The following is a 23,472-nucleotide window of genomic DNA, read 5'->3' as shown; positions in this document are numbered from 1 at the left end:
CCCGCCCCTCCCTTTGCACGATATTCGAGGTACTCGCATGAACCAGGAACTTACAAACAACCCGTTCAACCCGCTGACGCCGCCCAAGGCATTCGACGAGATCAAGGTCTCGCTCGCCTCGCCCGAGCGCATCCTCAGCTGGTCCTACGGGGAGATCAAGAAGCCCGAGACGATCAACTACCGCACGTTCAAGCCCGAGCGTGACGGCCTGTTCTGTGCTCGTATCTTCGGGCCGATCAAGGACTACGAATGCCTTTGCGGCAAATACAAGCGGATGAAGTATCGCGGCGTTGTCTGCGAGAAATGCGGTGTGGAAGTCACGCTGCAGAAGGTCCGCCGCGAGCGCATGGGCCACATCGAACTGGCGGCTCCCGTCGCGCACATCTGGTTCCTCAAGTCGCTGCCGTCGCGCATCGGCCTGATGCTGGACATGACCCTGCGTGACCTCGAGCGGATCCTCTACTTCGAGAACTACGTGGTGATCGAGCCCGGCCTCACCGACCTGCAATACGGTCAGCTGATGGGCGAAGAGGAATACATGGACGCCCAGGACGCCTACGGCGCCGACGCGTTCCAGGCCAACATTGGTGCGGAAGCGATCCGCGAGATGCTGTCCCAGATCGACCTCGAGAACGAGGCCAACCAGCTGCGCGAGGACCTCAAGGAGGCCACCGGCGAGCTGAAGCCGAAAAAGATCATCAAGCGTCTGAAGATCGTCGAATCCTTCCTCGAGTCGGGCAACCGCCCCGAGTGGATGGTCATGACCGTCGTTCCGGTCATTCCGCCAGAGCTGCGCCCGCTGGTGCCGCTGGACGGTGGCCGTTTCGCGACCTCCGACCTCAACGACCTGTATCGTCGGGTGATCAACCGCAACAACCGCCTCAAGCGCCTGATCGAGCTGCGCGCGCCGGACATCATCATCCGCAACGAAAAGCGGATGCTGCAGGAATCCGTCGACGCTCTGTTCGACAACGGCCGTCGTGGCCGGGTCATCACCGGTGCCAACAAGCGTCCGCTGAAATCGCTCAGCGACATGCTGAAGGGCAAGCAGGGCCGCTTCCGTCAGAACCTTCTGGGTAAGCGCGTCGACTTCTCGGGGCGTTCGGTCATCGTGACCGGCCCCGAGCTGAAGCTGCACCAGTGCGGCCTGCCGAAGAAGATGGCGCTGGAGCTGTTCAAGCCGTTCATCTACTCGCGCCTTGAGGCCAAGGGCCTGTCTTCCACCGTGAAGCAAGCCAAGAAGCTGGTCGAGAAAGAGCGTCCCGAGGTCTGGGATATCCTCGACGAGGTCATCCGTGAGCATCCGGTTCTGCTGAACCGCGCGCCCACGCTGCACCGTCTTGGCATTCAGGCGTTCGAGCCCGTTCTGATCGAAGGCAAGGCGATCCAGCTTCATCCGCTGGTCTGCTCGGCGTTCAACGCGGACTTCGACGGCGACCAGATGGCCGTGCACGTCCCGCTGTCGCTGGAAGCGCAGCTGGAAGCGCGCGTCCTGATGATGTCGACGAACAACGTTCTGTCGCCCGCCAACGGCGCGCCGATCATCGTTCCGTCGCAGGACATGATCCTCGGCCTCTACTACGTCACCCTTGCCCGTGAAGGCATGAAGGGCGAAGGCATGATGTTTGCCGACGTGGACGAGGTGCGTCACGCGCTGGATGCCGGTGAAATCCACCTGCACTCCAAGATCACCGCGCGCCTCACGCAGATCGACGAGGAAGGCAACGAGTACATGAAGCGGTTCGAGACCACACCCGGTCGCGTCCTGCTTGGTGCCCTGCTGCCGCTGAATGCGAAGGCACCTTTCGATCTGGTGAACCGTCTTCTCCGGAAGAAGGAAGTTCAGCAGGTCATCGACACCGTCTACCGCTATTGCGGTCAGAAGGAGTCGGTCATTTTCTGCGACCAGATCATGACGATGGGCTTCCGCGAAGCGTTCAAGGCCGGCATCTCGTTCGGCAAGGACGACATGGTCATCCCCGACACCAAGTGGGAGCTCGTCGACGAGGCGCGCGATCAGGTGAAGGAGTTCGAACAGCAGTACATGGACGGCCTGATTACCCAGGGCGAAAAGTACAACAAGGTGATCGACTCGTGGTCGAAGGTGAACGACAAGGTCACCGACGCCATGATGGGCACGATCTCGGCCTCCAAGCGGGACGAGGCGGGCGCAGAGATGGAGCCGAACTCGGTCTACATGATGGCCCACTCCGGTGCCCGTGGCTCGGTCACCCAGATGAAGCAGTTGGGCGGCATGCGCGGCCTGATGGCCAAGCCGAACGGCGAAATCATCGAGACGCCGATCATCTCGAACTTCAAGGAAGGTCTGACCGTTCTTGAATACTTCAACTCCACCCACGGTGCCCGTAAGGGTCTGTCGGATACGGCTCTGAAGACGGCGAACTCGGGTTACCTGACCCGTCGTCTCGTGGACGTGGCGCAGGATTGCATCGTGCGTCTGGATGATTGCGGCACCGAGAACACGATCAAGGCCGAAGCGGCCGTCAACGACGGTGAAGTCGTGGCGTCCCTGGCCGAGCGTATTCTGGGCCGGACCGCGGGTGAGGATGTCTTCATTCCGGGTACGGAAGAGATCATCGTCTCCAAGGGCGAGCTGATCGACGAGCGCAAGGCCGATGCGGTGGAAGCCGCGGGTGTCACCACCATGCAGATGCGTTCGCCGCTGACCTGTGAGGCGGAAGAGGGCGTTTGCGCGACGTGTTACGGTCGTGACCTTGCACGCGGTACGAAGGTGAACACCGGCGAAGCCGTGGGCATCATCGCGGCGCAGTCGATTGGTGAGCCGGGTACACAGCTGACGATGCGGACCTTCCACATCGGCGGCGTTGCCCAGGGTGGTCAGCAGTCGTTCCAGGAAGTGAACGTCGACGGCAAGGTCGAATTCCGCAACGCCAACCTGCTGAAGAACGCAGCTGGCGAAAGCGTCGTCATGGGCCGGAACATGGTACTGGCGATCCTGGACGAGCAGGGCTCCGAGCGGGCCTCGTTCAAGCTCGGCTACGGTACCAATGTGCTTGTCGAAGACGGCGCGATGGTCTCCCGTGGCGACCGTCTGTTTGAATGGGATCCCTATACCCTGCCGATCATCGCGGAAGCTGCCGGTACGGCGAAGTTTGTCGATCTGATCTCGGGGATCTCGATCCGCGACGAGACGGACGATGCGACCGGCATGACCCAGAAGATCGTCTCGGATTGGCGCACTGCCCCCAAAGGCAACGAGCTGAAGCCCGAGATCATCATCGCCGACGACGACGGTGAGCCGATGCGCAACGAGCAGGGCAACCCGGTGATCTACACGATGTCGGTGGATGCGATCCTCTCGATCGAAGAAGGTCAGGCGATCAAGGCCGGTGACGTGATTGCGCGTATCCCGCGGGAAGGTGCGAAGACGAAGGACATTACCGGTGGTCTGCCGCGTGTGGCCGAACTCTTCGAAGCACGTCGTCCCAAGGATCACGCGATCATCGCCGAGATCGACGGTTATGTGAAATTCGGCCGTGACTTCAAGAACAAGCGCCGGATCGGCATTGTTCCTGCGGACGAAAGCCTCGAGCCCGTGGAATACATGGTGCCCAAGGGCAAGCATATCCCCGTTGCCGAAGGCGACTTCGTGCAGGTTGGTGACTACATCATGGACGGCAACCCCGCGCCGCACGACATCCTCGCGGTGTTGGGTGTCGAGGCTCTGGCCGATTACATGATCGCCGAGGTGCAGGACGTGTACCGACTGCAGGGCGTGAAGATCAACGATAAGCACATCGAGGTTATCGTTCGTCAGATGCTCCAGAAGTGGGAGATCCAGGACTCCGGCGAGACCACGCTGCTCAAGGGCGAGCATGTCGACAAGGCCGAGTTCGTGGCTGCCAACGAGAAGGCGGTCCGCGACGGTCGTCGTCCGGCACAGGGCGAACCGATCCTTCTGGGTATCACCAAGGCGTCGCTGCAGACCCGCAGCTTCATCTCTGCCGCGTCCTTCCAAGAAACCACGCGCGTGCTGACCGAGGCTTCGGTTCAGGGCAAGCGGGACAAGCTGGTCGGTCTGAAAGAGAACGTCATCGTGGGTCGTCTGATCCCGGCGGGCACCGGTGGTGCGACGCAAGAGGTCGAGCGGATTGCAAAGAGCCGTGACCAGAAGGTCGTCGACGCCGCGCAGGCCGAAGCCGAAGCCGCCGCAGCTCTTGCTGCTCCGGTCGAGGAAGAGCCCACGCCTGAGGGTGACACTGCCGAATAAGGCCGCGTCGCTTCAAGAGATTGTAAACGCCCCGTTGGAAACAGCGGGGCGTTTTTTCGTGTGGTTTCAGGCCCGGCCTTTGCTAAGGTTCCGGTAATGTTCCCCTGCCAGCGAGTTGTCCTGATGTCTCAAGATGCCCACCCCCCGATCGACTATATCGAGTTCACCTCGCCCGAGCTGGAGAAGACACAAGCCTTCTTCTCGGAAGCCTTCGGGTGGAGCTACATCGACTACGGGCCCGACTACAGGGACATTCAAGGCGCCGGTCTGGGCGGCGGGATCGTGCGGGGCGATCTGCGCCCGCCGCTACCGGTTCTGAAAGCCGATGATCTGGAAGCCATGCTGGCGCGGGTCAAAGCCGCGGGCGCCGAGATCACGAAAGAGATCTTCAGCTTTCCCGGCGGTCGTCGGTTCCAGTTCCGCGAACCCGGCGGCACCGAGATGGCCGTATGGAGCGCACCGGAGGCAGAGGCTTAGAAACGACCTCCGGCCAAGGGGGATTCCCCCCTCGGGCCAATTCGCCTAACTTCCGCCTTAACGGGAGGTTAGGGGCGTTTCATGAGTGCTGTGAACAAGATCATCGGCGTGTGTCGCTTCTCTTACCTCGGCGACGCCGGTTTCCGCACGTTGAAGGGCGGGGCGGAGGAGGCCGCGGCGATCCTCTATGCGCCGGGTCGGATGCAGCGCCGCTTCGCCTATTTCGAGAACATCTGCCTGCCGTCGCTCGCGGCGCAGACTGACCCCGACTTCACCCTCGTGGCGCTGATCGGGGACACGATGCCGTTTCATTTCCGCAAGCGGCTCAAGCGGCTGGCGGACAAGTACCCCTTCCTGCGCATCGCGACACTGGAGGCGGCGGGGCCGCTGAACTCTACCCGCCGCGCGTTCCGGCGCGGGCTGGACGAGGAGGAGGCGGACTTCATCACCGGGTTCCGGCTAGACGATGATGACGCGGTGGGCCGCGATTACATCGAGCGGACCCGAGAGATCGCGGACAACCTGATCAAGCTCGGATGGGCGACTGCCGAGGTTCCCGCTGCCGTGTGCTTTCACCGCGGCATCTACTGGGACATGAAGCGCGACGAGGATCAGTTCTGGGATTACTCCGAGCCGCAGCCCCTTGGGCTTGCCTCGGCGATGATCCATCACCCCGACAGCCAGCACAACATCTACCGCTGGAACCACCGCAAGCTCGCCTGCAACGCGCGGTGCTGGATCGACCCCCATGAGTACATGTTCGTCCGCACCCTGCACGGCCACAACGACAGCGATCGCTCAATCCCGCCCGGCGCGCGACAGCTGCCGGATTGGCAGGCCCGCAAGCTCTTTCGCGAACGGTTCGGCCTGAACCCCAAGCGGCTGCTGCCGATGATGCAGAAGCTGCAGGAGGAGGGCTCGGGCATGGCGCGTCAGCTTGCGGCCGAGGCGCGGGCGGATGCATCCGGGACAGGCGACGACACATGACGCCGAACCTCAAGGGCTCCCTCCTGATGATGGGCTCGATGGCGGCATTCACCCTCAACGATGTGGTGGTGAAGCTTCTGGCCGATGAGTTACCGTTGTTTCAGATCGTCTTTCTGCGGGGTCTGCTGACGACCCTTCTGCTGACCCTCACGGTGGCGGCATTCGGCAAGTTGAGCTTCCACGTCCCGCGCCCGGATCGGGGCAAGGTCGCACTGCGCACCCTGTTCGAGATCGTCGCGATGGTCACTTTCCTGACCGCCTTGATCAACATGCAGATCGCCAATGCGACCGCCATCCTCTCGGCGCTTCCGCTGGCCGTGACCCTCGGCGCGGCACTGATGTTCAAGGAGCAGGTCGGCTGGCGCCGGTTGAGCGCGATCTGTGTCGGCGCCTTCGGTGTGCTGTTGATCGTGCAGCCGGGCGCGGAGGGGTTCAACAGCTACTCCCTGCTGGCGCTGGTCACGGTGGTGCTGGTCGCCGGCCGCGACCTCGTGACCCGCAGTTTCTCACCGGAGTTGCCGTCGATGACTGTCGCCGTCATCACCGCCGCCGCGATCTGCGTCTTCGGCGGCGTGATGATGGTGACCGAGGAATGGGTGCCCCTGCAGGCGGACCACGCAGCGCTGCTGGCGCTTGCCGCCTTTTTCATCATCGGCGGCTACGTCTTCTCGATCCTCGTGATGCGGGTGGGCGAGGTCGCCGTCACCGCGCCCTTCCGCTACAGTTCTCTCGTATTCGCGCTGGTCATGGGCTGGCTCGTCTTTGCCGAGCTTCCCAATGCCCTCGCGCTGACCGGGGCCGTGATCGTGGTGGTGATGGGGGTCTTCACCCTGATCCGGGAAAGGCAGGTGAAACATGGCTGAGGGGGTTCAGGTCCAAGGGCTCTGCCGCTTCTCCTTTCCCTGCACCGGCGGCTTCAAGAAGTATCACGAAAGCCTCGAGGAACGCCGCGCCGCGCTCTATGCGCCGGATCGGCTGGACCAGCGGACGCTCTGGTTCGAGCATGTGTTCCTCCCCCCGCTCCGCGCGCAGACCGACAAGGATTTCACCCTGCATCTTCTGATGGGAGAAGACCTTCCCAAGCCCTGGCGCGACCGGGTCGAGGCGGCGATTGCCGATGTGCCACAGATCCAACCCCATTGGCGCGAGCCGGGGGATCACCGGGCGATCTGCCGCGATGTGCTCTGGGGCGGACGAGAGGCCACCCGCACGGTGGTCGCGGAGTTCCGGCTGGATGACGATGACGCCGTGGCGATAGATTACGTGCAGCAGTTGCGCCGCGGGTGGGGCAAGGTGGCTCGGCTGGCGAATTTCCATGGCCGGGTGGCGCTGGATCACGGCAAGGGCATGGTGCTGGAAGCGCAGCCGGATGGCGGCCTCAAGCCCCATGTGCTCAACACCCATTGCTGGTCGGCAGGGCTCGCGATCTTCCTGAAGCCCGAGGATGAGGCCATCGTCATGGACTTCCCGCACCACAAGATCTGGGCGCGGGTGCCCTTCGTGAACCTCACCGACAGCGTGATGTTCATCCGCGGCGATCACGCCCATAACGACGCCCGCACGCCCTTCGGGGCAGGGCAGCCGGTGCCGATCCCGCCGGAAGAGATCGCGCCGCTGCTTCAACGTCGCTTTGCCATTGATCTTCCAGCATTTGAGGCCGCGTGGCGCAGCCTTGTCGCGTGACCCCGAGGCGCTGTTGACAGCCTGAGCGACTCCGCCTATACGGCGCCCATCTGGCTAGGACGCGTCCCGTGTCCCGTGATGCCAAACTACAGTTCTGAGTGGCCACGATCCGGGCATTTTAAGCGCCTTGATCCTCTGGAAATTCCTCCGCGGCGTCCTCCAGGTAGGGAAGGGACCACGCGGTTTTGGTGTTGTCTATGCGGTTTGGCCGCGCATGGGACGCCAGACATGATGATGCAAACCGGGGAGACCCCATGCCAACGATTCAGCAGCTGATCCGCAAGCCGCGGCAGCCTAAAGTAAAACGCTCCAAGTCTCAGCACATGGAAGGCTGCCCGCAGAAGCGCGGCGTCTGCACACGCGTTTATACCACCACGCCGAAGAAGCCGAACTCGGCCATGCGGAAAGTCGCCAAGGTGCGTCTGACCAACGGTTACGAGGTCATCAGCTACATCCCCGGTGAAAGCCACAACCTTCAGGAGCACTCCGTGGTCCTGATCCGCGGCGGTCGTGTAAAAGACCTTCCCGGTGTGCGTTACCACATCCTGCGCGGTGTACTCGATACGCAAGGCGTCAAAGACCGTCGCCAGCGTCGTTCGAAGTACGGCGCCAAGCGCCCCAAATAAGGAGAGCAGCAGATGTCACGTCGTCACGCCGCCGAGAAACGCCAGGTCCTGCCCGACGCCAAGTTCGGCGATATGGTCCTGACCAAATTCATGAACAACCTGATGATCGACGGCAAGAAATCCGTCGCTGAGAAGATTGTTTACAACGCCTTTGACCGCGTCGAAGGCAAGCTCAAGCGCGCGCCCGTGGAAGTTTTCCACGAAGCGCTCGAAAACATCAAACCCGCCGTGGAAGTCCGCTCCCGCCGTGTGGGTGGTGCCACCTACCAGGTGCCCGTCGATGTGCGCCCCGAGCGTCGCGAAGCACTGGCCATCCGCTGGCTGATCAACGCTTCCCGCGCCCGTAACGAAAACACCATGGAAGAGCGTCTGGCCGGTGAGCTGGTGGATGCAGTCAACATGCGTGGTTCCGCCGTCAAGAAGCGCGAAGACACCCACAAGATGGCCGACGCCAACCGCGCGTTCAGCCACTACCGTTGGTAATTTCGGCGTCCATAGATTTGGCGCTGGCATCTGTCCGGCGCCGGATTTATCTGGCGTCCCTACGCGACAAGGCGGCCCCGTCCGGGGGCCGCTTCCCCGTTTAAACTTTAGTCTTAGGACATCCCATGGCACGCGATTATCCCCTCGAGCGCTACCGGAACTTCGGAATCATGGCCCACATCGATGCGGGCAAGACCACCTGTTCCGAACGAATCCTGTTCTACACAGGTAAATCCCACAACCTCGGTGAGGTGCACGATGGTGCGGCCACGATGGACTGGATGGAGCAGGAGCAGGAGCGTGGCATCACGATTACCTCCGCTGCGACGACCACGTTCTGGGAGCGTACCGAAGACGGCGAGACCGCCGACACGCCCAAGCACCGCATGAACATCATCGACACCCCCGGCCACGTGGACTTCACCATTGAAGTCGAGCGTTCGCTGGCGGTTCTCGACGGCGCGGTTGCCGTGCTTGACGCCAACGCCGGTGTCGAGCCCCAGACCGAAACCGTCTGGCGCCAGGCCGACCGCTACAAGGTTCCGCGCATCGTGTTCGTCAACAAGATGGACAAGATCGGCGCCGACTTCTTCAACTGCGTCCACATGATCGAAGACCGCACCGGCGCGACCGCCGTTCCCGTCGGTATCCCGATCGGTGCCGAGAACGAGCTGGAAGGCCTGATCGACCTTGTCACCATGGAAGAGTGGCTGTGGCAGGGCGAAGACCTCGGCGCGTCCTGGATCAAGGCTCCGATCCGCGACAGCCTGAAGGACATGGCGCAGGAATGGCGCGCCAAGATGATCGAGAACGCCGTCGAAATGGACGACGACGCCATGGAAGCCTACCTCGAAGGCGAAGAGCCCGACGTGCCGACCCTGCGCAAATTGCTGCGCAAGGGCACGCTGTCGCTGTCCTTCGTACCGGTTCTGGGTGGCTCCGCGTTCAAGAACAAGGGCGTCCAGCCGCTGCTCAACGCCGTGATCGACTACCTGCCGAGCCCGCTCGACGTGGTCGACTACATGGGCTTCAAGCCCGGCGACGAGACCGAGACCCGCAACATCCCGCGCCGCGCGGATGACGACATGCCGTTCTCGGGCCTGGCGTTCAAGATCATGAACGACCCCTTCGTCGGCTCGCTGACCTTCGTGCGCGTTTACTCCGGTCAGCTCCGCAAGGGCGACAGCATGATCAACTCGACCAAGGGCAACACCGAGCGCGTTGGTCGGATGATGATGATGCACTCCAACAACCGCGAAGAGATCGAAGAGGCATATGCCGGCGACATCATCGCGTTGGGTGGTCTGAAGAACACCACGACCGGTGACACCCTCTGCGACAAGAATGATCCGGTGGTTCTGGAAACGATGACGTTCCCCGATCCGGTGATCGAGATTGCCGTCGAGCCGAAGACCAAGGCGGACCAGGAGAAAATGGCCCAGGCGCTGCAGCGTCTGTCCGCCGAAGACCCCTCCTTCCGTGTCGAGACCGACCTGGAATCCGGCCAGACCATCATGCGTGGCATGGGCGAACTCCACCTCGACATTCTCGTCGACCGCATGAAGCGCGAGTTCAAGGTCGAGGCCAACATCGGTGCGCCGCAGGTGGCTTACCGTGAGACCATCGGTCACGAAGTCGAGCACACCTACACCCACAAGAAACAGTCGGGTGGTTCGGGTCAGTACGCTGAAGTCAAACTGCTCATCTCCCCCACGGAGCCGGGCGAAGGCTACTCGTTCGAGTCCAAGATCGTTGGTGGTGCGGTTCCGAAGGAATACATCCCCGGCGTCGAGAAGGGCATCAAGTCCGTCATGGACAGTGGTCCGCTCGCGGGCTTCCCCGTGATCGACTTCAAGGTTCAGCTGCTGGACGGTAAGTTCCACGACGTTGACTCCTCGGTCCTCGCATTCGAAATCGCGGCCCGCATGGGCATGCGTGAAGGGATGCGGAAGGCCGGCGCGAAGCTGCTCGAGCCGATCATGAAGGTCGAGGTCATCACGCCGGAAGATTACACCGGTGGCATCATCGGTGACCTGACGTCCCGTCGGGGCCAGGTGCAGGGTCAGGATACGCGCGGCAACGCCATCGCGATCGACGCCTTCGTGCCGCTGGCCAACATGTTCGGCTACATCAACACCCTGCGCTCCATGTCTTCGGGCCGCGCGCAGTTCTCGATGCAGTTCGACCACTACGAACCGGTTCCGCAGAACATCTCCGACGAGATCCAAGCGAAATACGCATAACGGCGGGGCGGATCATCCGCCCGCCCCAACCGTTGGGCCGCCGAAGGCGTGCCCAAACACACTAAGGAGGCCATCATGGCAAAGGAAAAGTTTGAACGTTCTAAGCCGCATGTGAACATCGGCACGATTGGTCACGTTGACCACGGCAAGACGACGCTGACGGCTGCGATCACGAAGCAGTTTGGCGATTTTCAGGATTACGCGTCGATCGACTCGGCTCCTGAGGAGCGGGCGCGCGGGATCACGATCTCCACGGCGCACGTGGAATACGAGACGGAGACCCGTCACTACGCCCACGTCGACTGCCCCGGCCACGCCGACTACGTGAAGAACATGATCACCGGTGCGGCGCAGATGGACGGCGCGATCCTGGTTGTGAACGCGGCCGACGGCCCGATGCCCCAGACCCGCGAGCACATCCTGCTCGGTCGTCAGGTCGGCATCCCCTACATGGTCGTCTACATGAACAAGGTCGACCAGGTTGACGACGAGGAGCTGCTGGAGCTCGTCGAGATGGAGATCCGCGAGCTGCTGTCCTCCTACGAGTACCCCGGCGACGACATCCCGGTCATCCCCGGTTCGGCCCTGGCCGCTCTGGAAGGCCGTGACGACGCGATCGGCAAAGACTCCATCGACAAGCTGATGGCGGCTGTGGACGAGTACATCCCGACGCCCGCACGCGCCGTGGACCAGCCCTTCCTGATGCCGGTCGAGGACGTGTTCTCGATCTCCGGTCGCGGTACGGTTGTGACCGGTCGTGTCGAGCGTGGCGTGATCAACGTGGGCGACGAGATCGAGATCGTCGGCATCCGCGACACCACGAAGACGACCTGCACGGGCGTTGAAATGTTCCGCAAGCTGCTGGACCGTGGTGAAGCCGGCGACAACATCGGCGCCCTGCTGCGCGGTGTGGACCGTGACGGTGTCGAGCGTGGCCAGGTTCTGTGCAAGCCGAACTCCGTGACGCCGCACACCAAGTTCGAGGCCGAGGCCTACATCCTCACCAAGGACGAGGGTGGCCGTCACACGCCGTTCTTCGCCAACTACCGCCCGCAGTTCTACTTCCGCACGACGGACGTGACCGGCACGGTTGAGCTTCCCGCAGGCACCGAGATGGTGATGCCGGGCGACAACCTGAAGTTCAACGTCGAGCTGATCGCACCGATCGCGATGGAAGACGGCCTGCGCTTCGCCATCCGTGAAGGCGGCCGCACCGTCGGCGCCGGCGTGGTTGCCAAGATCATCGAGTGATCGCAACCGCACCAGCGATGTAAGACCCGAGAAGGCCGCCCCACCCGGGCGGCCTTTTTGCTGCGCCACTCCCCCCGCGCACCGAACCACCCACCCAAGCCGCGCCCCCGCAGCCCACACCGCTCCCCCTTCATCTTGGCAAATACAACTCCCCCCGGAGGGTCCGCCTCAACACGCGCAACGAAAGCGGATCTGGCGCCTCCCAAGGAAAATCCGGCCCGCAAATCGTCATATTCTGTCCCCAATCCCATGCGATAGCTCCTCAAAAGAAAGCAGGAACCCCGGCGCATGGATTTGCTCAATTCTATCTTGTCGAGCCTTCAGGCAACCTTCCTGGGATGGAATTCGCGCCTTGCCGTGTTCTACATCCTGGCGACCGTCGTTCTGGTCTTCGGCATCTGGTGTGCCCGCGGACGGCCGGGCCGCTTCGTGGAGTTCATCCTGCCGCGGAAGGTCTACCGCCATCGATCGAACCTGCTTGATCTGAAGATCTTCTGCGTCAACCTGATCCTCGGGGCTGCCGGTATCCTTGGGGCAGTGCTCCTGATTCCCGCGGTGACGATCATCGTGCTGTCGCAACTCGTCGCGTTTCAGCCGGGCGGATTCCAGCCTCTCGACGTCACATGGGGACGATCGGCGCTGGCCACCGTCTTGATGCTCGTTGCGATGGATTTCTGCAAATACTGGGCCCATTACCTGCATCACGAGAACCGCTACCTCTGGCCGTTCCACGCGCTGCACCATTCCGCCGAGGTGCTCACACCGTTGACGGCGAACCGGAACCATCCCGTCTTCCTCGTGGTGCGCAACCTGATCTACAGCCTGATCATTGGCATCGTGCAGGCGCTGGTCCTGTTCCTGCTGATGGGCGAGATCGACCTGCTGACCATCGGCGGCGCCAATGCGGGCTACTTCGTGTTCAACCTGCTCGGAGCCAACCTGCGGCACAGCCATGTCTGGCTCAGCTACGGGCCGGTGATGGAGCATATTTTCATCTCGCCCGCGCAGCACCAGATCCACCATTCCCGTGCGGTGAAGCACCACAACCTGAACTACGGCGAAGTGCTGGCGATCTGGGACTGGATGTTCGGCACGCTCTATGTGACCGACGGCGAGGAGCAGCTTGATTTCGGTCTTGCCGATGCCGTGGGCAACGAGATCCCACAGCCGCATCCCACCTTGCGCGCGGCTCTCTTCAAACCCTTCGCCGAAGCGCTGGAAGAGGCCACCGGGATCGATTGGGTCACACGTCCTGAGACTGCGCCGCATCCGGTCACGCCGCCGACCCGGATGGAGCCCGCTGAATGACACGGGGGCTGTCGATCTGGCTCGATGCGCTTCGCGTCGCGGCAACGCTGATCGTGGTCTTGTCGCATCTGGCCTACCCGCGCTTCACCGGAACGCAATATGCCTACCTGCGCGACTGGAACGTCGGCAGCGATGCCGTGATCGTTTTCTTTGTCGTCTCAGGCCTCGTGATCGCCTTTGCCGCAGACCGCGACCGGACGCTCGGGCGGTTCACCTTCAACCGGCTGACACGGCTCTGGACCGTCTTGTTGCCGGCGCTGCTGCTCACGCTCGCTTTCGACGCAATAGGCCTGCGGCTTGATCCCGCCGCCTATCCGTATCCTTTCTATCAGCCGCAGGAGTGGGGGACCATCCTGATGCGCGGCGTGAGCTTTTCCAACGAATGGACCGGGATCGGCCGCCTGCGCCTTGGAACCAACGGCCCGCTCTGGTCGCTTAGCTACGAGGCGGCCTATTACCTGATGTTCGCCGTTGCCATGTTCACGACCGGCGCGCGTCGCGCCCTGTTGCTGCTGGTTTCCATCATGCTGGTCGGGCTCAACGTTCTGCTGCTGGCACCGGCATGGCTTTGCGGAGTGTGGCTCTGGCGCCGGATCGCGTCGGATGAGCTCACGGCGCTGCGCGGCACCACGCGCTGGTGTCTCGCGCTTCTTGGACCTGTGGCCTATCTCGCCTGTCAGGCGACAGGAGTGCCGGAGATCCTCTCCACCGCGACGGCTCAGGCGCTTGGGGTGCCGGATGCCCGGATCGTTCTGGGCTTCTCGGACGAGGTGATCTGGAACACGTTGATCGCCCTCTTCACCACCGTGCATCTTGTCGGCGTGGTCGCGATCACGCGCCGGGCGCAGGCCGCGGACAGCGGGGCCGGGACCACGGGCGACGCAATCCGCTGGCTGGCCGGCGCCAGCTTCTCGGTCTATGTCACCCATTACCCGGCCCTGCACCTGTTGGACGCCGCGCTTCCCGTCATGGTCGGGCGGGATGCGGCGCTCTTGTTGGGCGCGCTCGCGGTCGGGTTGGCCTTCGCGCAGGTCTTCGAGCGTCCGATCGTGCCCTTCCGCAATGCCTTGCGCGCCATGGCCGAGAGCCTGCCGCGCGGCGTTACCGGCGCGGTGTCGCGCCCGATTGCGGATCGCGCGCAATAAGGCTTGCTCCCTCGCGCGACTCCGCCTATACGCGCGCTATCCAACAGGGTGCGCTAGCCATGCGCGCCCTTTTCCGTTGGACGAATAAGACGCGATGAGGGTGCCGGATGAGCCGTTGTCCTCCTCTCCGATCTAGACCCTAAGTAAAGGGTGATGTCACATGGCAGTCAGCCAGAACATCCGCATCCGCCTGAAGGCGTTTGACTACCGGGTTCTCGACGCTTCCACGCAGGAAATCGTGAACACCGCAAAGCGCACGGGCGCACAGGTACGCGGACCTATCCCGCTTCCCAACAAGATCGAAAAGTTCACGGTTCTCCGTGGCCCGCACGTGGACAAGAAGTCCCGCGATCAGTGGGAAATCCGGACGCACAAGCGTCTTTTGGACATTGTTGATCCGACCCCCCAGACGGTGGACGCGCTGATGAAGCTCGACCTCGCCGCTGGCGTGGATGTCGAGATCAAGGTTTAAGGAGGGCTACTGACCATGTTGCGCTCTGGTGTAATTGCGAAGAAGGTCGGCATGACCCGCCTCTTCATGGAAGACGGCAAGCAGGTTCCTGTGACCGTTCTTCAATTGGAAAAACTTCAGGTTGTTGCCAAGAAGACTTCCGACTCTGACGGCTATTCCGCCGTTCAGCTTGGCGCTGGCACGGCGAAAGCCAAGCGGACGTCTGCGCCCCTGCGCGGTCACTTCGCGAAGGCCAACGTGGAGCCCAAGCGCAAGCTTGTGGAATTCCGCGTCGATGCCGACAACCTGATCGACGTTGGCGAGGAAATCATCGCCGACCATTACTTCGAGGGCCAGTACGTCGACGTCACCGGCACCTCGATCGGTAAGGGCTTCGCCGGTGCCATGAAGCGGCACAACTTCGGCGGCCTGCGCGCGACGCACGGTGTGTCGATCTCGCACCGTTCGCACGGCTCCACCGGTCAGTGTCAGGACCCCGGCAAGGTGTTCAAGGGCAAGAAGATGGCCGGTCACATGGGTGCGGCCCGTGTCACCACGCAGAACCTTCAGGTTGTGCGCACCGATACCGACCGTGGTCTGATCATGATCAAAGGCGCCGTTCCCGGCTCCAAAGGTGGTTGGGTTACGGTCAAGGACGCGGTGAAGAAGGCATTCCCCGAGAACGCCATCCTGCCCGCCGCCCTGCGTTCCGCCGCTGAGGAAGCCGCCAAGGCCGCCGAAGAGGCAGCCGCAGCAGCCGCAGCAGAAGAAGCCGCAGCCGCCGCAGAAGCAGCCGCCGCAGAGCAAGCAGCGATGGAGGCCGCAGAGGCTGACGAAACTGCTGGCGATGCAGAACAGAAGGACGGTGAATAAGATGAAAGTCGACGTTATCAAACTTGACGGCAAGAAAGCCGGCTCGGTCGACCTGGACGAGGCCCTCTTCGGTCTCGAGCCGCGCGCCGACATCCTGCACCGTGTGGTCCGCTGGCAGCGCAACAACGCGCAGCAGGGCACCCACAAGGTGAAAACGCGCCGCGAGGTCAGCTACTCCACCAAGAAGATCTATCGCCAGAAGGGCACCGGCGGCGCACGCCACGGCGCACGTTCGGCTCCGATCTTCCGCGGGGGTGGTGTCTACAAGGGCCCGACGCCCCGTAGCCACGGCCACGAGCTGACCAAGAAGTTCCGCAAGTTGGGCCTTCGCCACGCACTCTCCGCCAAGGCCGCAGAAGGCCGCCTGGTGATCATCGATTCCATCGCGATGGACGATCCCAAGACTTCCGCACTTGCCAAGCAGGTGAAGGAGATGGGTTGGAAGCGCGCGCTGATCATCGACGGGTCGGACGTGGACGCAAACTTCGCTCAGGCCGCACGCAACATCGAGGGTCTCGATGTGCTGCCGACCATGGGCGCCAACGTCTATGACATCCTCAAGCGTGACACGCTGGTGATCACGAAAGCGGGTGTCGAAGCACTGGAGGCTCGGTTGAAATGAGCGCAGACGCAAAGCACTACGACGTGATCCGCAAGCCGCTGATCACCGAGAAAACCACGATGGCATCCGAAAACGGTGCCGTGGTCTTCGAAGTGGCCATCGACAGCAACAAGCCGCAGATCAAGGAGGCCATCGAGGCTGTCTTTGGTGTGAAGGTGAAGGCCGTGAACACGACCATCACCAAGGGCAAGGTCAAGCGTTTCCGGGGCCAGCTCGGCACCCGCAAGGACGTGAAGAAGGCCTACGTTACGCTCGAAGAGGGCAACACGATCGACGTCACCACCGGCCTCTGAGCCCGGTGCGCGCAGGCTGATCCCTGCGGTGAGAGACATGGGAAGCCCCGGCAGCAGCGATGCGGCCGGGGTTTTTCTTTTCGCGATGGCATCGGGTCAGTCCTGGGGCAACACCGTCGGGCCGCCGGTCGCCTTGGCACTCCGATCAAATTGGAATGGTCCGCTTCCGGTTCCACCGCTGTCCTATCCGTCTGCTTCAGCTGTGACGGCGGCGAGTATGGCGCGATGCGGTTCGAGGGAAGGGGCAACCCTGGCCACGGCAAAAATGGCCAGAGCGCGAGCCTCAAAAGCGGCGGCGCGCGCCGGGGAGCGCTGCGCGCGCGGTCAGGCGGTCAGTTCGGGACGGCGATGATCTCGACCCGGCGGTTTGCTTGGCGCCCGGCTTCCGTGTCGTTGCTGGCGATCGGCTCCAGTTCACCTCGCCCCGCGGTTGTGATGGGAAGATTGGCAAGGGCGGTCGTCTGCAGCAGTTGTGCCCGCACGCTGGCCGAACGTTGCAGCGACAGCGTCATGTTGTAGTCGGCGGAGCCGGTGGAGTCCGTATGGCCGATCACGTTGAGCGAGCCGACATTCGCAGCGCTGATCTGGGCGGCAACCGCGTTGATCTCGGCGAGCGCCTCGGGGCGCAGGGTGAAGCTGTCCACGTCGAAGAGGACGGCGGCATCGAGGGTGAATCGCAGCGCCGTGCCGATCGCGGCAACCGCATCGACGTCGGCGCCGGCGAAGTTTGTGCCACAACCCTCACCGTCGTCGGTCAACCGCACGAAGCGATAGCTGGCACCCGGTGCGGAAAGGCCCGCGATATCGACCTCTGCGCGCCCGCCGGTGATGGCGCCGACGTCGGTCCATTCGACACCATCCTCAGAAATCGCCAGGAACATCCCCTCGACCCGGGGGCCGACCTCGAAGACGTAGAGATCCGGGCCGGGCACGTCGATCAGGGCGTTGTCGGCAAACAGAAGCTCCACCGTGCCGTCGCAGCCTAACGAAAGAAAAGACCCGTCGTTCACGTTGCCGCTGTAATCGGGCGATCCGAGGGTGGCGCCCGGCAGCTCAGCCGTGGTTGCGATGGTGCCGGAGCCGACACTGCGCGCAACGACCTGGTCTGCGAAAGAAAGATCGCCCAAGGGCAGCAGCACCTCGCCACCGGCGGAATCGGTATAGGTAATTGGGGTCTGGGCGGAGGCCAGGCTGACGCTTGCACAAAGGGCGGCCATCAAAGCAATGTGTTTCATGCGAAGGGGTTCCTTATAATCAATGGCTTGGAGTTTCGACAGAACGGGCCTCTTTGCAAGGGGATGGTTCGCCCCCCTTGACCCCGCACCCCGCACCCCCTAACAGACCCCATCGGCACAGCCCCGGATTCGTCCGGGGCTCTGTTTGTTTGTCGTGGTAGCGGGTCTGACCTGTTCCCGCGACAAGCGCTCAAGTCGGGCACCTACGGGGGCCTATAACATCGGGGGTGGCCGGAAGGTTGGTCCCATAAGCAAACGGAAGACAGTGAACATGGCACTCAAGTCGTATAAGCCGACGACGCCGGGCCAGCGTGGGCTGGTACTGATCGACCGTTCGGAGCTTTGGAAAGGACGTCCCGTCAAGTCTCTCACCGAGGGTTTGACGAAAAAGGGCGGCCGGAACAACACCGGACGGATCACGGCGCGTCGTCGTGGTGGTGGAGCAAAGCGTCTCTACCGCATCGTAGATTTCAAGCGGAAGAAATTCGACGTCTCGGCCACGGTCGAGCGGATCGAATATGACCCGAACCGGACCGCCTTCATCGCCCTCGTGCGCTATGAAGATGGTGAGCAGAACTACGTTCTGGCACCGCAGCGTCTGGGCGTTGGTGACAAGATCATCGCGTCGGCAAAGGCAGACATCAAGCCGGGCAACGCAATGCCCTTCAGCGGTCTGCCGATCGGGACGATCGTCCACAACATCGAGCTGAAGCCGGGCAAAGGCGGGCAGATCGCCCGTGCCGCCGGCACCTACGCGCAGTTCGTTGGTCGTGACGGTGGTTACGCACAGATCCGCCTCTCCTCGGGTGAGCTTCGCCTCGTCCGTCAGGAATGCATGGCAACGGTTGGTGCGGTCTCGAACCCCGACAACTCGAACCAGAACCTTGGTAAAGCGGGCCGTGTCCGCCACATGGGCAAGCGTCCGTCGGTACGTGGTGTTGCCATGAACCCGATCGATCACCCGCATGGTGGTGGTGAAGGCCGGACTTCCGGTGGCCGTACACCTGTTACGCCATGGGGCAAGGACACCAAGGGCCGTCGCACCCGCGACAAGAACAAGGCAAGCCAGAAGCTGATCATCCGCAGCAGGCACGCCAAGAAGAAAGGGCGCTAAGATATGAGCCGCTCCGTATGGAAAGGTCCTTTTGTCGACAGCTATGTCCTCAAGAAGGCCGAAGCCTCCAAGGAATCCGGTCGTAACGAGGTCATCAAGATCTGGTCGCGCCGCTCCACCATCCTCCCGCAGTTCGTCGGTCTGACGTTCGGTGTCTACAACGGCCGCAAGCACGTGCCGGTGAGCGTCACCGAAGACATGATCGGTCAGAAGTTCGGGGAATACTCGCCCACGCGGACCTACTACGGTCACGCCGCCGACAAGAAGGCGAAGCGCAAATGAGCAAGGATAAGAACCCCCGCCGCGTCGCGGACAACGAGGCCATGGCCAAGCTGCGTATGCTGAAGACCAGCCCGCAGAAGCTGAACCTCGTTGCTGGCCTCATCCGTGGCCAGAAGGTTGAAAAGGCCCTCACGGACCTGACCTTCTCCAAGAAGCGCATCGCCGTCGACGTGAAGAAATGCCTTCAGTCGGCCATCGCAAACGCCGAGAACAACCACGGTCTGGACGTCGACGATCTCATCGTCGCCGAAGCCTGGGTTGGCAAGAACCTCACCATGAAGCGCGGTCGCCCGCGTGCCCGTGGCCGGTTCGGCAAGATTCTCAAGCCGTTCGCTGAATTGACGATCACGGTTCGCCAGGTCGAGGAGACTTCGTAATGGGACATAAGGTAAACCCCATCGGTATGCGTCTCCAGGTCAACCGCACCTGGGACAGCCGCTGGTACGCAGACACCAAGGACTACGGTGACCTGCTGCTGGAAGACATCAAGATCCGCGAATACATCAAGACCGGTTGGTGGGAACATGTCGCAAAGCGCGACAAACGCCCCGCTGGCGATGCTGGTATCTCGAAGATCATCATCGAGCGTCCGCACAAGAAGTGCCGTGTGACGATCCATTCGGCGCGTCCGGGTGTGATCATCGGCAAGAAGGGTGCAGACATCGAAGGCCTGCGCAAGAAACTGGCCGAGATCACGGACAGCGAATTGCACCTCAACATCGTCGAGGTTCGCAAGCCCGAGCTGGACGCGCGTCTGGTTGCAGAGAGCATTGCTCAGCAGCTCGAGCGTCGTGTGTCGTTCCGTCGTGCCATGAAGCGTGCCGTTCAGAACGCCATGCGCATGGGGTCGCTCGGTATCCGGGTGAACGTCGCGGGCCGCCTTGGTGGCGCCGAGATCGCGCGGACCGAATGGTATCGGGAAGGCCGCGTGCCGCTCCATACCCTTCGCGCCGACATCGACTACGCACATGCCGAGGCAAAGACCGCCTATGGCATCATCGGTATCAAGACCTGGATCTTCAAAGGCGAAATCATGGAGCACGATCCGTCTGCCCATGACCGTCGCCAGCAGGAGCTTCAGGAAAGCGGTGGGGCCTCGCGCCCGCGCCGTGATCGCTGAGAGGGTCTGACAAATGTTGCAACCTAAACGGACAAAGTTCCGCAAGATGCAGAAGGGCCGCATTCGCGGTGAAGCCAAGGGCGGTTCGGACCTCACGTTCGGCACCTACGGCTTGAAAGCTCTGCAGCCCGAGCGTGTTACGGCACGCCAGATCGAAGCCGCCCGTCGGGCCATGACGCGTCACATGAAGCGTCAGGGTCGCGTCTGGATCCGGATCTTCCCGGACACCCCGGTAACCTCCAAGCCCGTCGAAGTGCGTATGGGTAAGGGTAAAGGTTCGGTCGACTTCTGGGCCTGCAAAGTGAAGCCCGGTCGTATCATGTTCGAGATCGACGGCGTGAACGAAGACATCGCCCGTGAGGCTCTGCGCCTCGCCGCGATGAAGCTTCCGGTCAAGACCCGCACGGTCGTGCGCGAAGACTGGTAATCGCCGCTTCCGAGTGGACAGAGATTGAGAGAAGGCGGGGCTGCGGCTCCGCCTTTTTTCGTTTGGCGCGCGGAAGAAGAGGCACCGAACGGGCTGGCGCGTCGTTGCGCGTGGCGGCGCGAGGGAACGGAACGCGGCCGGGGCGGTTGATTTCCTGACACCACTTCCCGGAGACGCTGATGACACAATCCTCCCCCCACGCCCGTTGCGACGTCAATCGCGGTTTTCTGAAGGCCATGGCGCTGACCATCTGGGCTGGCTGCATCGCCGTGGTCGTGGGGCTGCTGGTCGCGCAGGCCATGGTTCCCGAGTACAACTGGATCGCCGATACGATCAGCGACCTCGCCGCGGGCGAGAACGAGATCATCATGGATGTCGCACTCTATGGTTTCGCGTTCAGTTTCTTCGCCGCCGCGCTCGGGCTGTCCCACGTGCGGGGATGGGACTGGCGGCTTCCGGTGTCGGGTCTGTCGATGGCGGGCATCGCTGCGCTGATCGTGGTGATCGGCGCCCGCAATGAATACGGCGACAACGATAACGACGGCGTCGTGATCCACGTCCAACTGGTCTATGGGCTTGGCGTGCTGATGGCGGCGGCGCCGTTTCTCGCGGCGCGCTTCGCCGGCGAGGTCCATGACGGCTATGGCACAGCGCTGCGGGTCTTGGGCGCCGTATGGATCGTGGCCGCGCCGATCTTCTTCTTTACGGGCACATCCTATGACGGCCTGTATGAGCGCGGGCTCGGCCTTCTGGCGATCGGCGTGGTGTCGATCATCGGCGCGATGTTCTGGCGGATTGCGCGGATCGGCTGAGTTGTGAGGCTGGATCTGCCTCCCGGCGTCACTTGGCGGCGAGGGGTGATCTAACCCCTCGGCCAAATCTGCGTCGCGCCCCCTTCGAATTCCGCCCAGGTCATCGCAGCGCTGTTGCCGGCGTAGCCTTCGTAAAATGACCGCCCATTCGGCAGCGGCAGGCCGGCCCAAATGCGGGCAAGGTTCTCCATGAAGCGACGGCGGGGCAGGGTTCCTGCCTCGAACGCACGCAATCCCGCGTCCTCGAGGAGAACGAGGGCGAGGCTGTCCTGCACCTCTGAAGTGAATAAGGTGTCCGGGCCGAGGCCTCGGATCTCCGTGACGCGTCGCAGGGTCGGGGGGATGAACTGGTAGCGGCCGATGGCGTGAGGCTGCCCGGGAGTGGCGGCGATCCAGGCGTGAATTTCGCGAAGGGTCATGCGGGTGGGCGGCGCGGGCGGTTGAACCCGCGCGCCGTGTTGTACGGCATCGTAGCCGGCGAGACCGGCCTCCGCCGATGCGATCAGGGAAAGGAGTTGCGCCACGGCGCTGCGCCCGGCCAGGGGGCGGAGCGGCCCGCTGCGTGGCCGCGCGCGTGACGGCAAGGGCGCGAACAGACCTCCGCCGGTTCCGGCAAAGAGAGAGCCCGGTGGCCGCGATGACGTCGCGGGGGGTTCGGTAGCGGGACGCTCGGCTCGGGTGCGCAATGCGAGGATTGGAACGGCCGCGGCAGGCGATGCAGGCGCCTGCTCAGGGCGCGTCGTGCCAAGAATCGGAGCGGCGGTGCGACCGGCAAGAGGACGTGCGCTGTGGCCTGCGAGAGGCGCTGCGGGGTCTCCGCCCAAGGCAAGGTGCAAACCTTGGGGAGAAGCAGCTTCGAGCCCGAGAGGTATTGCCGTCTCCCCGTCGAGGGGCGCAACCGTTGGGACTGTGAGCCGGGCCAAAAGCGGAGCGACATCCGCCCGCGCCATTCCAGTTTGCGCGGGTGCCCAAAGGGCAAGGAAAAGGGCACAGGCCCCCATGATCAGTCGCGCCATTCTGGCCGCCTCGAATTGCTAGGTTAGCTCTCCCCTTCATAGAGGCAAGAAGTTTCCAAAACGTTGCGGCGGGCGGGGTCGCATCCTACAAGACGCCATGGCCCAGATAAAATCGCTCTTCGTGACCCGCCTCTACCACGCCAAGCTCTCGGAGCTTGGCCCCGCCGTCGACATCGACGAGCTGTCGGCGAGCTGCTTTTCGGTCGCCGAAGACGACGACGCGGGCCATGACTGGTGCGAGGAGAACGGCTTTCCCGGCTACACCTCCTATGCCTCGCTCAGCGACTTGCCCTGGCGCTTCCCGGTCTTCGCGCAACTGGTGGAGGCGCTCGACGCCCATGTCGCCGCCTTCGCGGAAGACGCCGCCTTCGATCTGGAGGGCCGCAGGCTGGTGCTGGAGGACATCTGGATCAACATCCTGCCCGAGGGCGGCACCCACTCGGGCCACATCCACCCCCATTCGGTGGTCTCCGGTACGACCTACGTGCAGATCCCGCCCGGTGCCGCCTCGATCAAGTTCGAGGACCCGCGCCACGCGATGATGATGGCCGCCCCCGCACGCCGCAAGGACGCGCGGGAAGAGCTGCGGGGCTTCGTTTATCCCAAGCCCGAGACGGGAGACGTTCTGCTGTGGGAATCATGGCTGCGTCACGAGGTGCCGATGAACATGGACGAGGACGACCGGGTGAGCGTGAGCTTCAATTACCGCTGGGAATGAGCGTCAGGGTCCATGCCGCGCCGCGCATGACCGAGCGTCGCGTCGCGAAGCGGT

24 protein-coding genes are annotated in these 23,472 nt (G+C 62.9%); 22 read left to right on the top strand and 2 right to left on the bottom strand.

Translation table 11 applies throughout. The features are described 5' to 3' along the window. Positions 1–37 precede the first annotated feature (37 nt). From rpoC to KYE46_RS17345, 15 genes are all read left to right on the top strand, one after another. The gene (gene rpoC, locus KYE46_RS17415; RefSeq protein WP_219002487.1) at positions 38–4,252 is read left to right on the top strand and encodes a DNA-directed RNA polymerase subunit beta'; all 4,215 of its coding nucleotides are present in this window, start codon (positions 38–40) and stop codon (positions 4,250–4,252) included. A 123-nt stretch (positions 4,253–4,375) separates the two neighbouring features. Further along, positions 4,376–4,729, top strand: coding sequence for a VOC family protein (locus KYE46_RS17410; RefSeq protein ID WP_219002485.1), 354 nt, complete (start codon positions 4,376–4,378; stop codon positions 4,727–4,729). Between the two features lie 81 nt (positions 4,730–4,810). After that, a complete protein-coding gene (locus tag KYE46_RS17405) occupies positions 4,811–5,716 on the top strand; it encodes a putative rhamnosyl transferase (protein ID WP_219002484.1) in 906 nt (301 codons plus the stop codon). Then, complete coding sequence (locus tag KYE46_RS17400; RefSeq protein ID WP_219002481.1) at positions 5,713–6,579, top strand: DMT family transporter; 867 nt, start codon at positions 5,713–5,715, stop codon at positions 6,577–6,579. Before KYE46_RS17405 ends, KYE46_RS17400 begins: the two co-directional genes overlap by 4 nt. Beyond that, entirely contained in the window at positions 6,572–7,399 is an 828-nt protein-coding gene (locus KYE46_RS17395) for a putative rhamnosyl transferase (RefSeq protein WP_219002479.1), read from the top strand. Before KYE46_RS17400 ends, KYE46_RS17395 begins: the two co-directional genes overlap by 8 nt. A gap of 254 nt (positions 7,400–7,653) precedes the next feature. Beyond that, the gene (gene rpsL, locus KYE46_RS17390) at positions 7,654–8,025 is read left to right on the top strand and encodes a 30S ribosomal protein S12 (protein ID WP_219002478.1); all 372 of its coding nucleotides are present in this window, start codon (positions 7,654–7,656) and stop codon (positions 8,023–8,025) included. Between the two features lie 12 nt (positions 8,026–8,037). Then, entirely contained in the window at positions 8,038–8,508 is a 471-nt protein-coding gene (gene rpsG / locus KYE46_RS17385; RefSeq protein WP_219002476.1) for a 30S ribosomal protein S7, read from the top strand. A 125-nt stretch (positions 8,509–8,633) separates the two neighbouring features. Further along, positions 8,634–10,751, top strand: coding sequence for an elongation factor G (fusA, locus tag KYE46_RS17380; protein ID WP_219002474.1), 2,118 nt, complete (start codon positions 8,634–8,636; stop codon positions 10,749–10,751). Positions 10,752–10,826: 75 nt separating this feature from the next. Continuing rightward, on the top strand, positions 10,827–12,002 hold the full coding sequence (gene tuf, locus KYE46_RS17375; RefSeq protein ID WP_219002472.1) for an elongation factor Tu: 1,176 nt from the start codon (positions 10,827–10,829) through the stop codon (positions 12,000–12,002). Between the two features lie 288 nt (positions 12,003–12,290). Next, positions 12,291–13,310, top strand: a complete 1,020-nt coding sequence (locus KYE46_RS17370) for a sterol desaturase family protein (protein WP_219002469.1) — start codon at positions 12,291–12,293, stop codon at positions 13,308–13,310. Continuing rightward, positions 13,307–14,455: an acyltransferase family protein gene (locus KYE46_RS17365; RefSeq protein WP_219002467.1), complete on the top strand. Its 1,149-nt coding sequence runs from the start codon at positions 13,307–13,309 to the stop codon at positions 14,453–14,455. The genes KYE46_RS17370 and KYE46_RS17365 overlap by 4 nt, the downstream gene beginning before the upstream one ends. A gap of 160 nt (positions 14,456–14,615) precedes the next feature. Then, on the top strand, positions 14,616–14,927 hold the full coding sequence (rpsJ, locus tag KYE46_RS17360) for a 30S ribosomal protein S10 (RefSeq protein ID WP_011453707.1): 312 nt from the start codon (positions 14,616–14,618) through the stop codon (positions 14,925–14,927). A 15-nt stretch (positions 14,928–14,942) separates the two neighbouring features. Then, on the top strand, positions 14,943–15,779 hold the full coding sequence (rplC, locus tag KYE46_RS17355) for a 50S ribosomal protein L3 (protein WP_219002465.1): 837 nt from the start codon (positions 14,943–14,945) through the stop codon (positions 15,777–15,779). Position 15,780: 1 nt separating this feature from the next. Further along, entirely contained in the window at positions 15,781–16,401 is a 621-nt protein-coding gene (gene rplD, locus KYE46_RS17350) for a 50S ribosomal protein L4 (protein ID WP_219002463.1), read from the top strand. Beyond that, on the top strand, positions 16,398–16,694 hold the full coding sequence (locus KYE46_RS17345; RefSeq protein WP_219002461.1) for a 50S ribosomal protein L23: 297 nt from the start codon (positions 16,398–16,400) through the stop codon (positions 16,692–16,694). Before rplD ends, KYE46_RS17345 begins: the two co-directional genes overlap by 4 nt. 332 nt (positions 16,695–17,026) lie before the next feature. On the opposite strand, the gene KYE46_RS17340 is transcribed toward KYE46_RS17345, so the two are convergent. Then, positions 17,027–17,929 carry an OmpA family protein gene (locus tag KYE46_RS17340; RefSeq protein ID WP_219002459.1) on the bottom strand — a complete coding sequence of 301 codons (903 nt, stop codon included), beginning with the start codon at positions 17,927–17,929 and terminating at the stop codon, positions 17,027–17,029. Between the two features lie 271 nt (positions 17,930–18,200). On the opposite strand from KYE46_RS17340, the gene rplB reads away from it, so the two are divergent. From rplB to KYE46_RS17310, 6 genes are all read left to right on the top strand, one after another. After that, the gene (gene rplB, locus KYE46_RS17335; protein ID WP_219002458.1) at positions 18,201–19,043 is read left to right on the top strand and encodes a 50S ribosomal protein L2; all 843 of its coding nucleotides are present in this window, start codon (positions 18,201–18,203) and stop codon (positions 19,041–19,043) included. Positions 19,044–19,046: 3 nt separating this feature from the next. Beyond that, a complete protein-coding gene (rpsS, locus tag KYE46_RS17330) occupies positions 19,047–19,325 on the top strand; it encodes a 30S ribosomal protein S19 (protein WP_219002456.1) in 279 nt (92 codons plus the stop codon). After that, positions 19,322–19,702, top strand: a complete 381-nt coding sequence (rplV, locus tag KYE46_RS17325; RefSeq protein ID WP_219002454.1) for a 50S ribosomal protein L22 — start codon at positions 19,322–19,324, stop codon at positions 19,700–19,702. The genes rpsS and rplV overlap by 4 nt, the downstream gene beginning before the upstream one ends. Further along, on the top strand, positions 19,702–20,445 hold the full coding sequence (gene rpsC, locus KYE46_RS17320; RefSeq protein ID WP_219002452.1) for a 30S ribosomal protein S3: 744 nt from the start codon (positions 19,702–19,704) through the stop codon (positions 20,443–20,445). Before rplV ends, rpsC begins: the two co-directional genes overlap by 1 nt. 13 nt (positions 20,446–20,458) lie before the next feature. Then, positions 20,459–20,872 (top strand): 50S ribosomal protein L16, encoded by a 414-nt coding sequence (rplP, locus tag KYE46_RS17315; protein WP_219002450.1) that lies wholly within the window; start codon positions 20,459–20,461, stop codon positions 20,870–20,872. A 179-nt stretch (positions 20,873–21,051) separates the two neighbouring features. Further along, positions 21,052–21,684, top strand: coding sequence for a DUF998 domain-containing protein (locus tag KYE46_RS17310; RefSeq protein WP_219002449.1), 633 nt, complete (start codon positions 21,052–21,054; stop codon positions 21,682–21,684). A 50-nt stretch (positions 21,685–21,734) separates the two neighbouring features. On the opposite strand, the gene KYE46_RS17305 is transcribed toward KYE46_RS17310, so the two are convergent. After that, positions 21,735–22,208: a hypothetical protein gene (locus KYE46_RS17305; RefSeq protein ID WP_346345213.1), complete on the bottom strand. Its 474-nt coding sequence runs from the start codon at positions 22,206–22,208 to the stop codon at positions 21,735–21,737. Positions 22,209–22,797: 589 nt separating this feature from the next. Between KYE46_RS17305 and KYE46_RS17300 the strand changes: the two genes are divergently transcribed. Further along, entirely contained in the window at positions 22,798–23,418 is a 621-nt protein-coding gene (locus KYE46_RS17300) for a TIGR02466 family protein (protein ID WP_219002448.1), read from the top strand. Positions 23,419–23,472: the final 54 nt, after the last annotated feature.

This window comes from Gymnodinialimonas ceratoperidinii (genome assembly GCF_019297855.1).
Taxonomy (GTDB): Bacteria; Pseudomonadota; Alphaproteobacteria; order Rhodobacterales; family Rhodobacteraceae; genus Gymnodinialimonas; species Gymnodinialimonas ceratoperidinii.
Note: the sequence above shows the minus strand (reverse complement) of the source record. Positions and strands in the feature narration are given on the sequence as shown.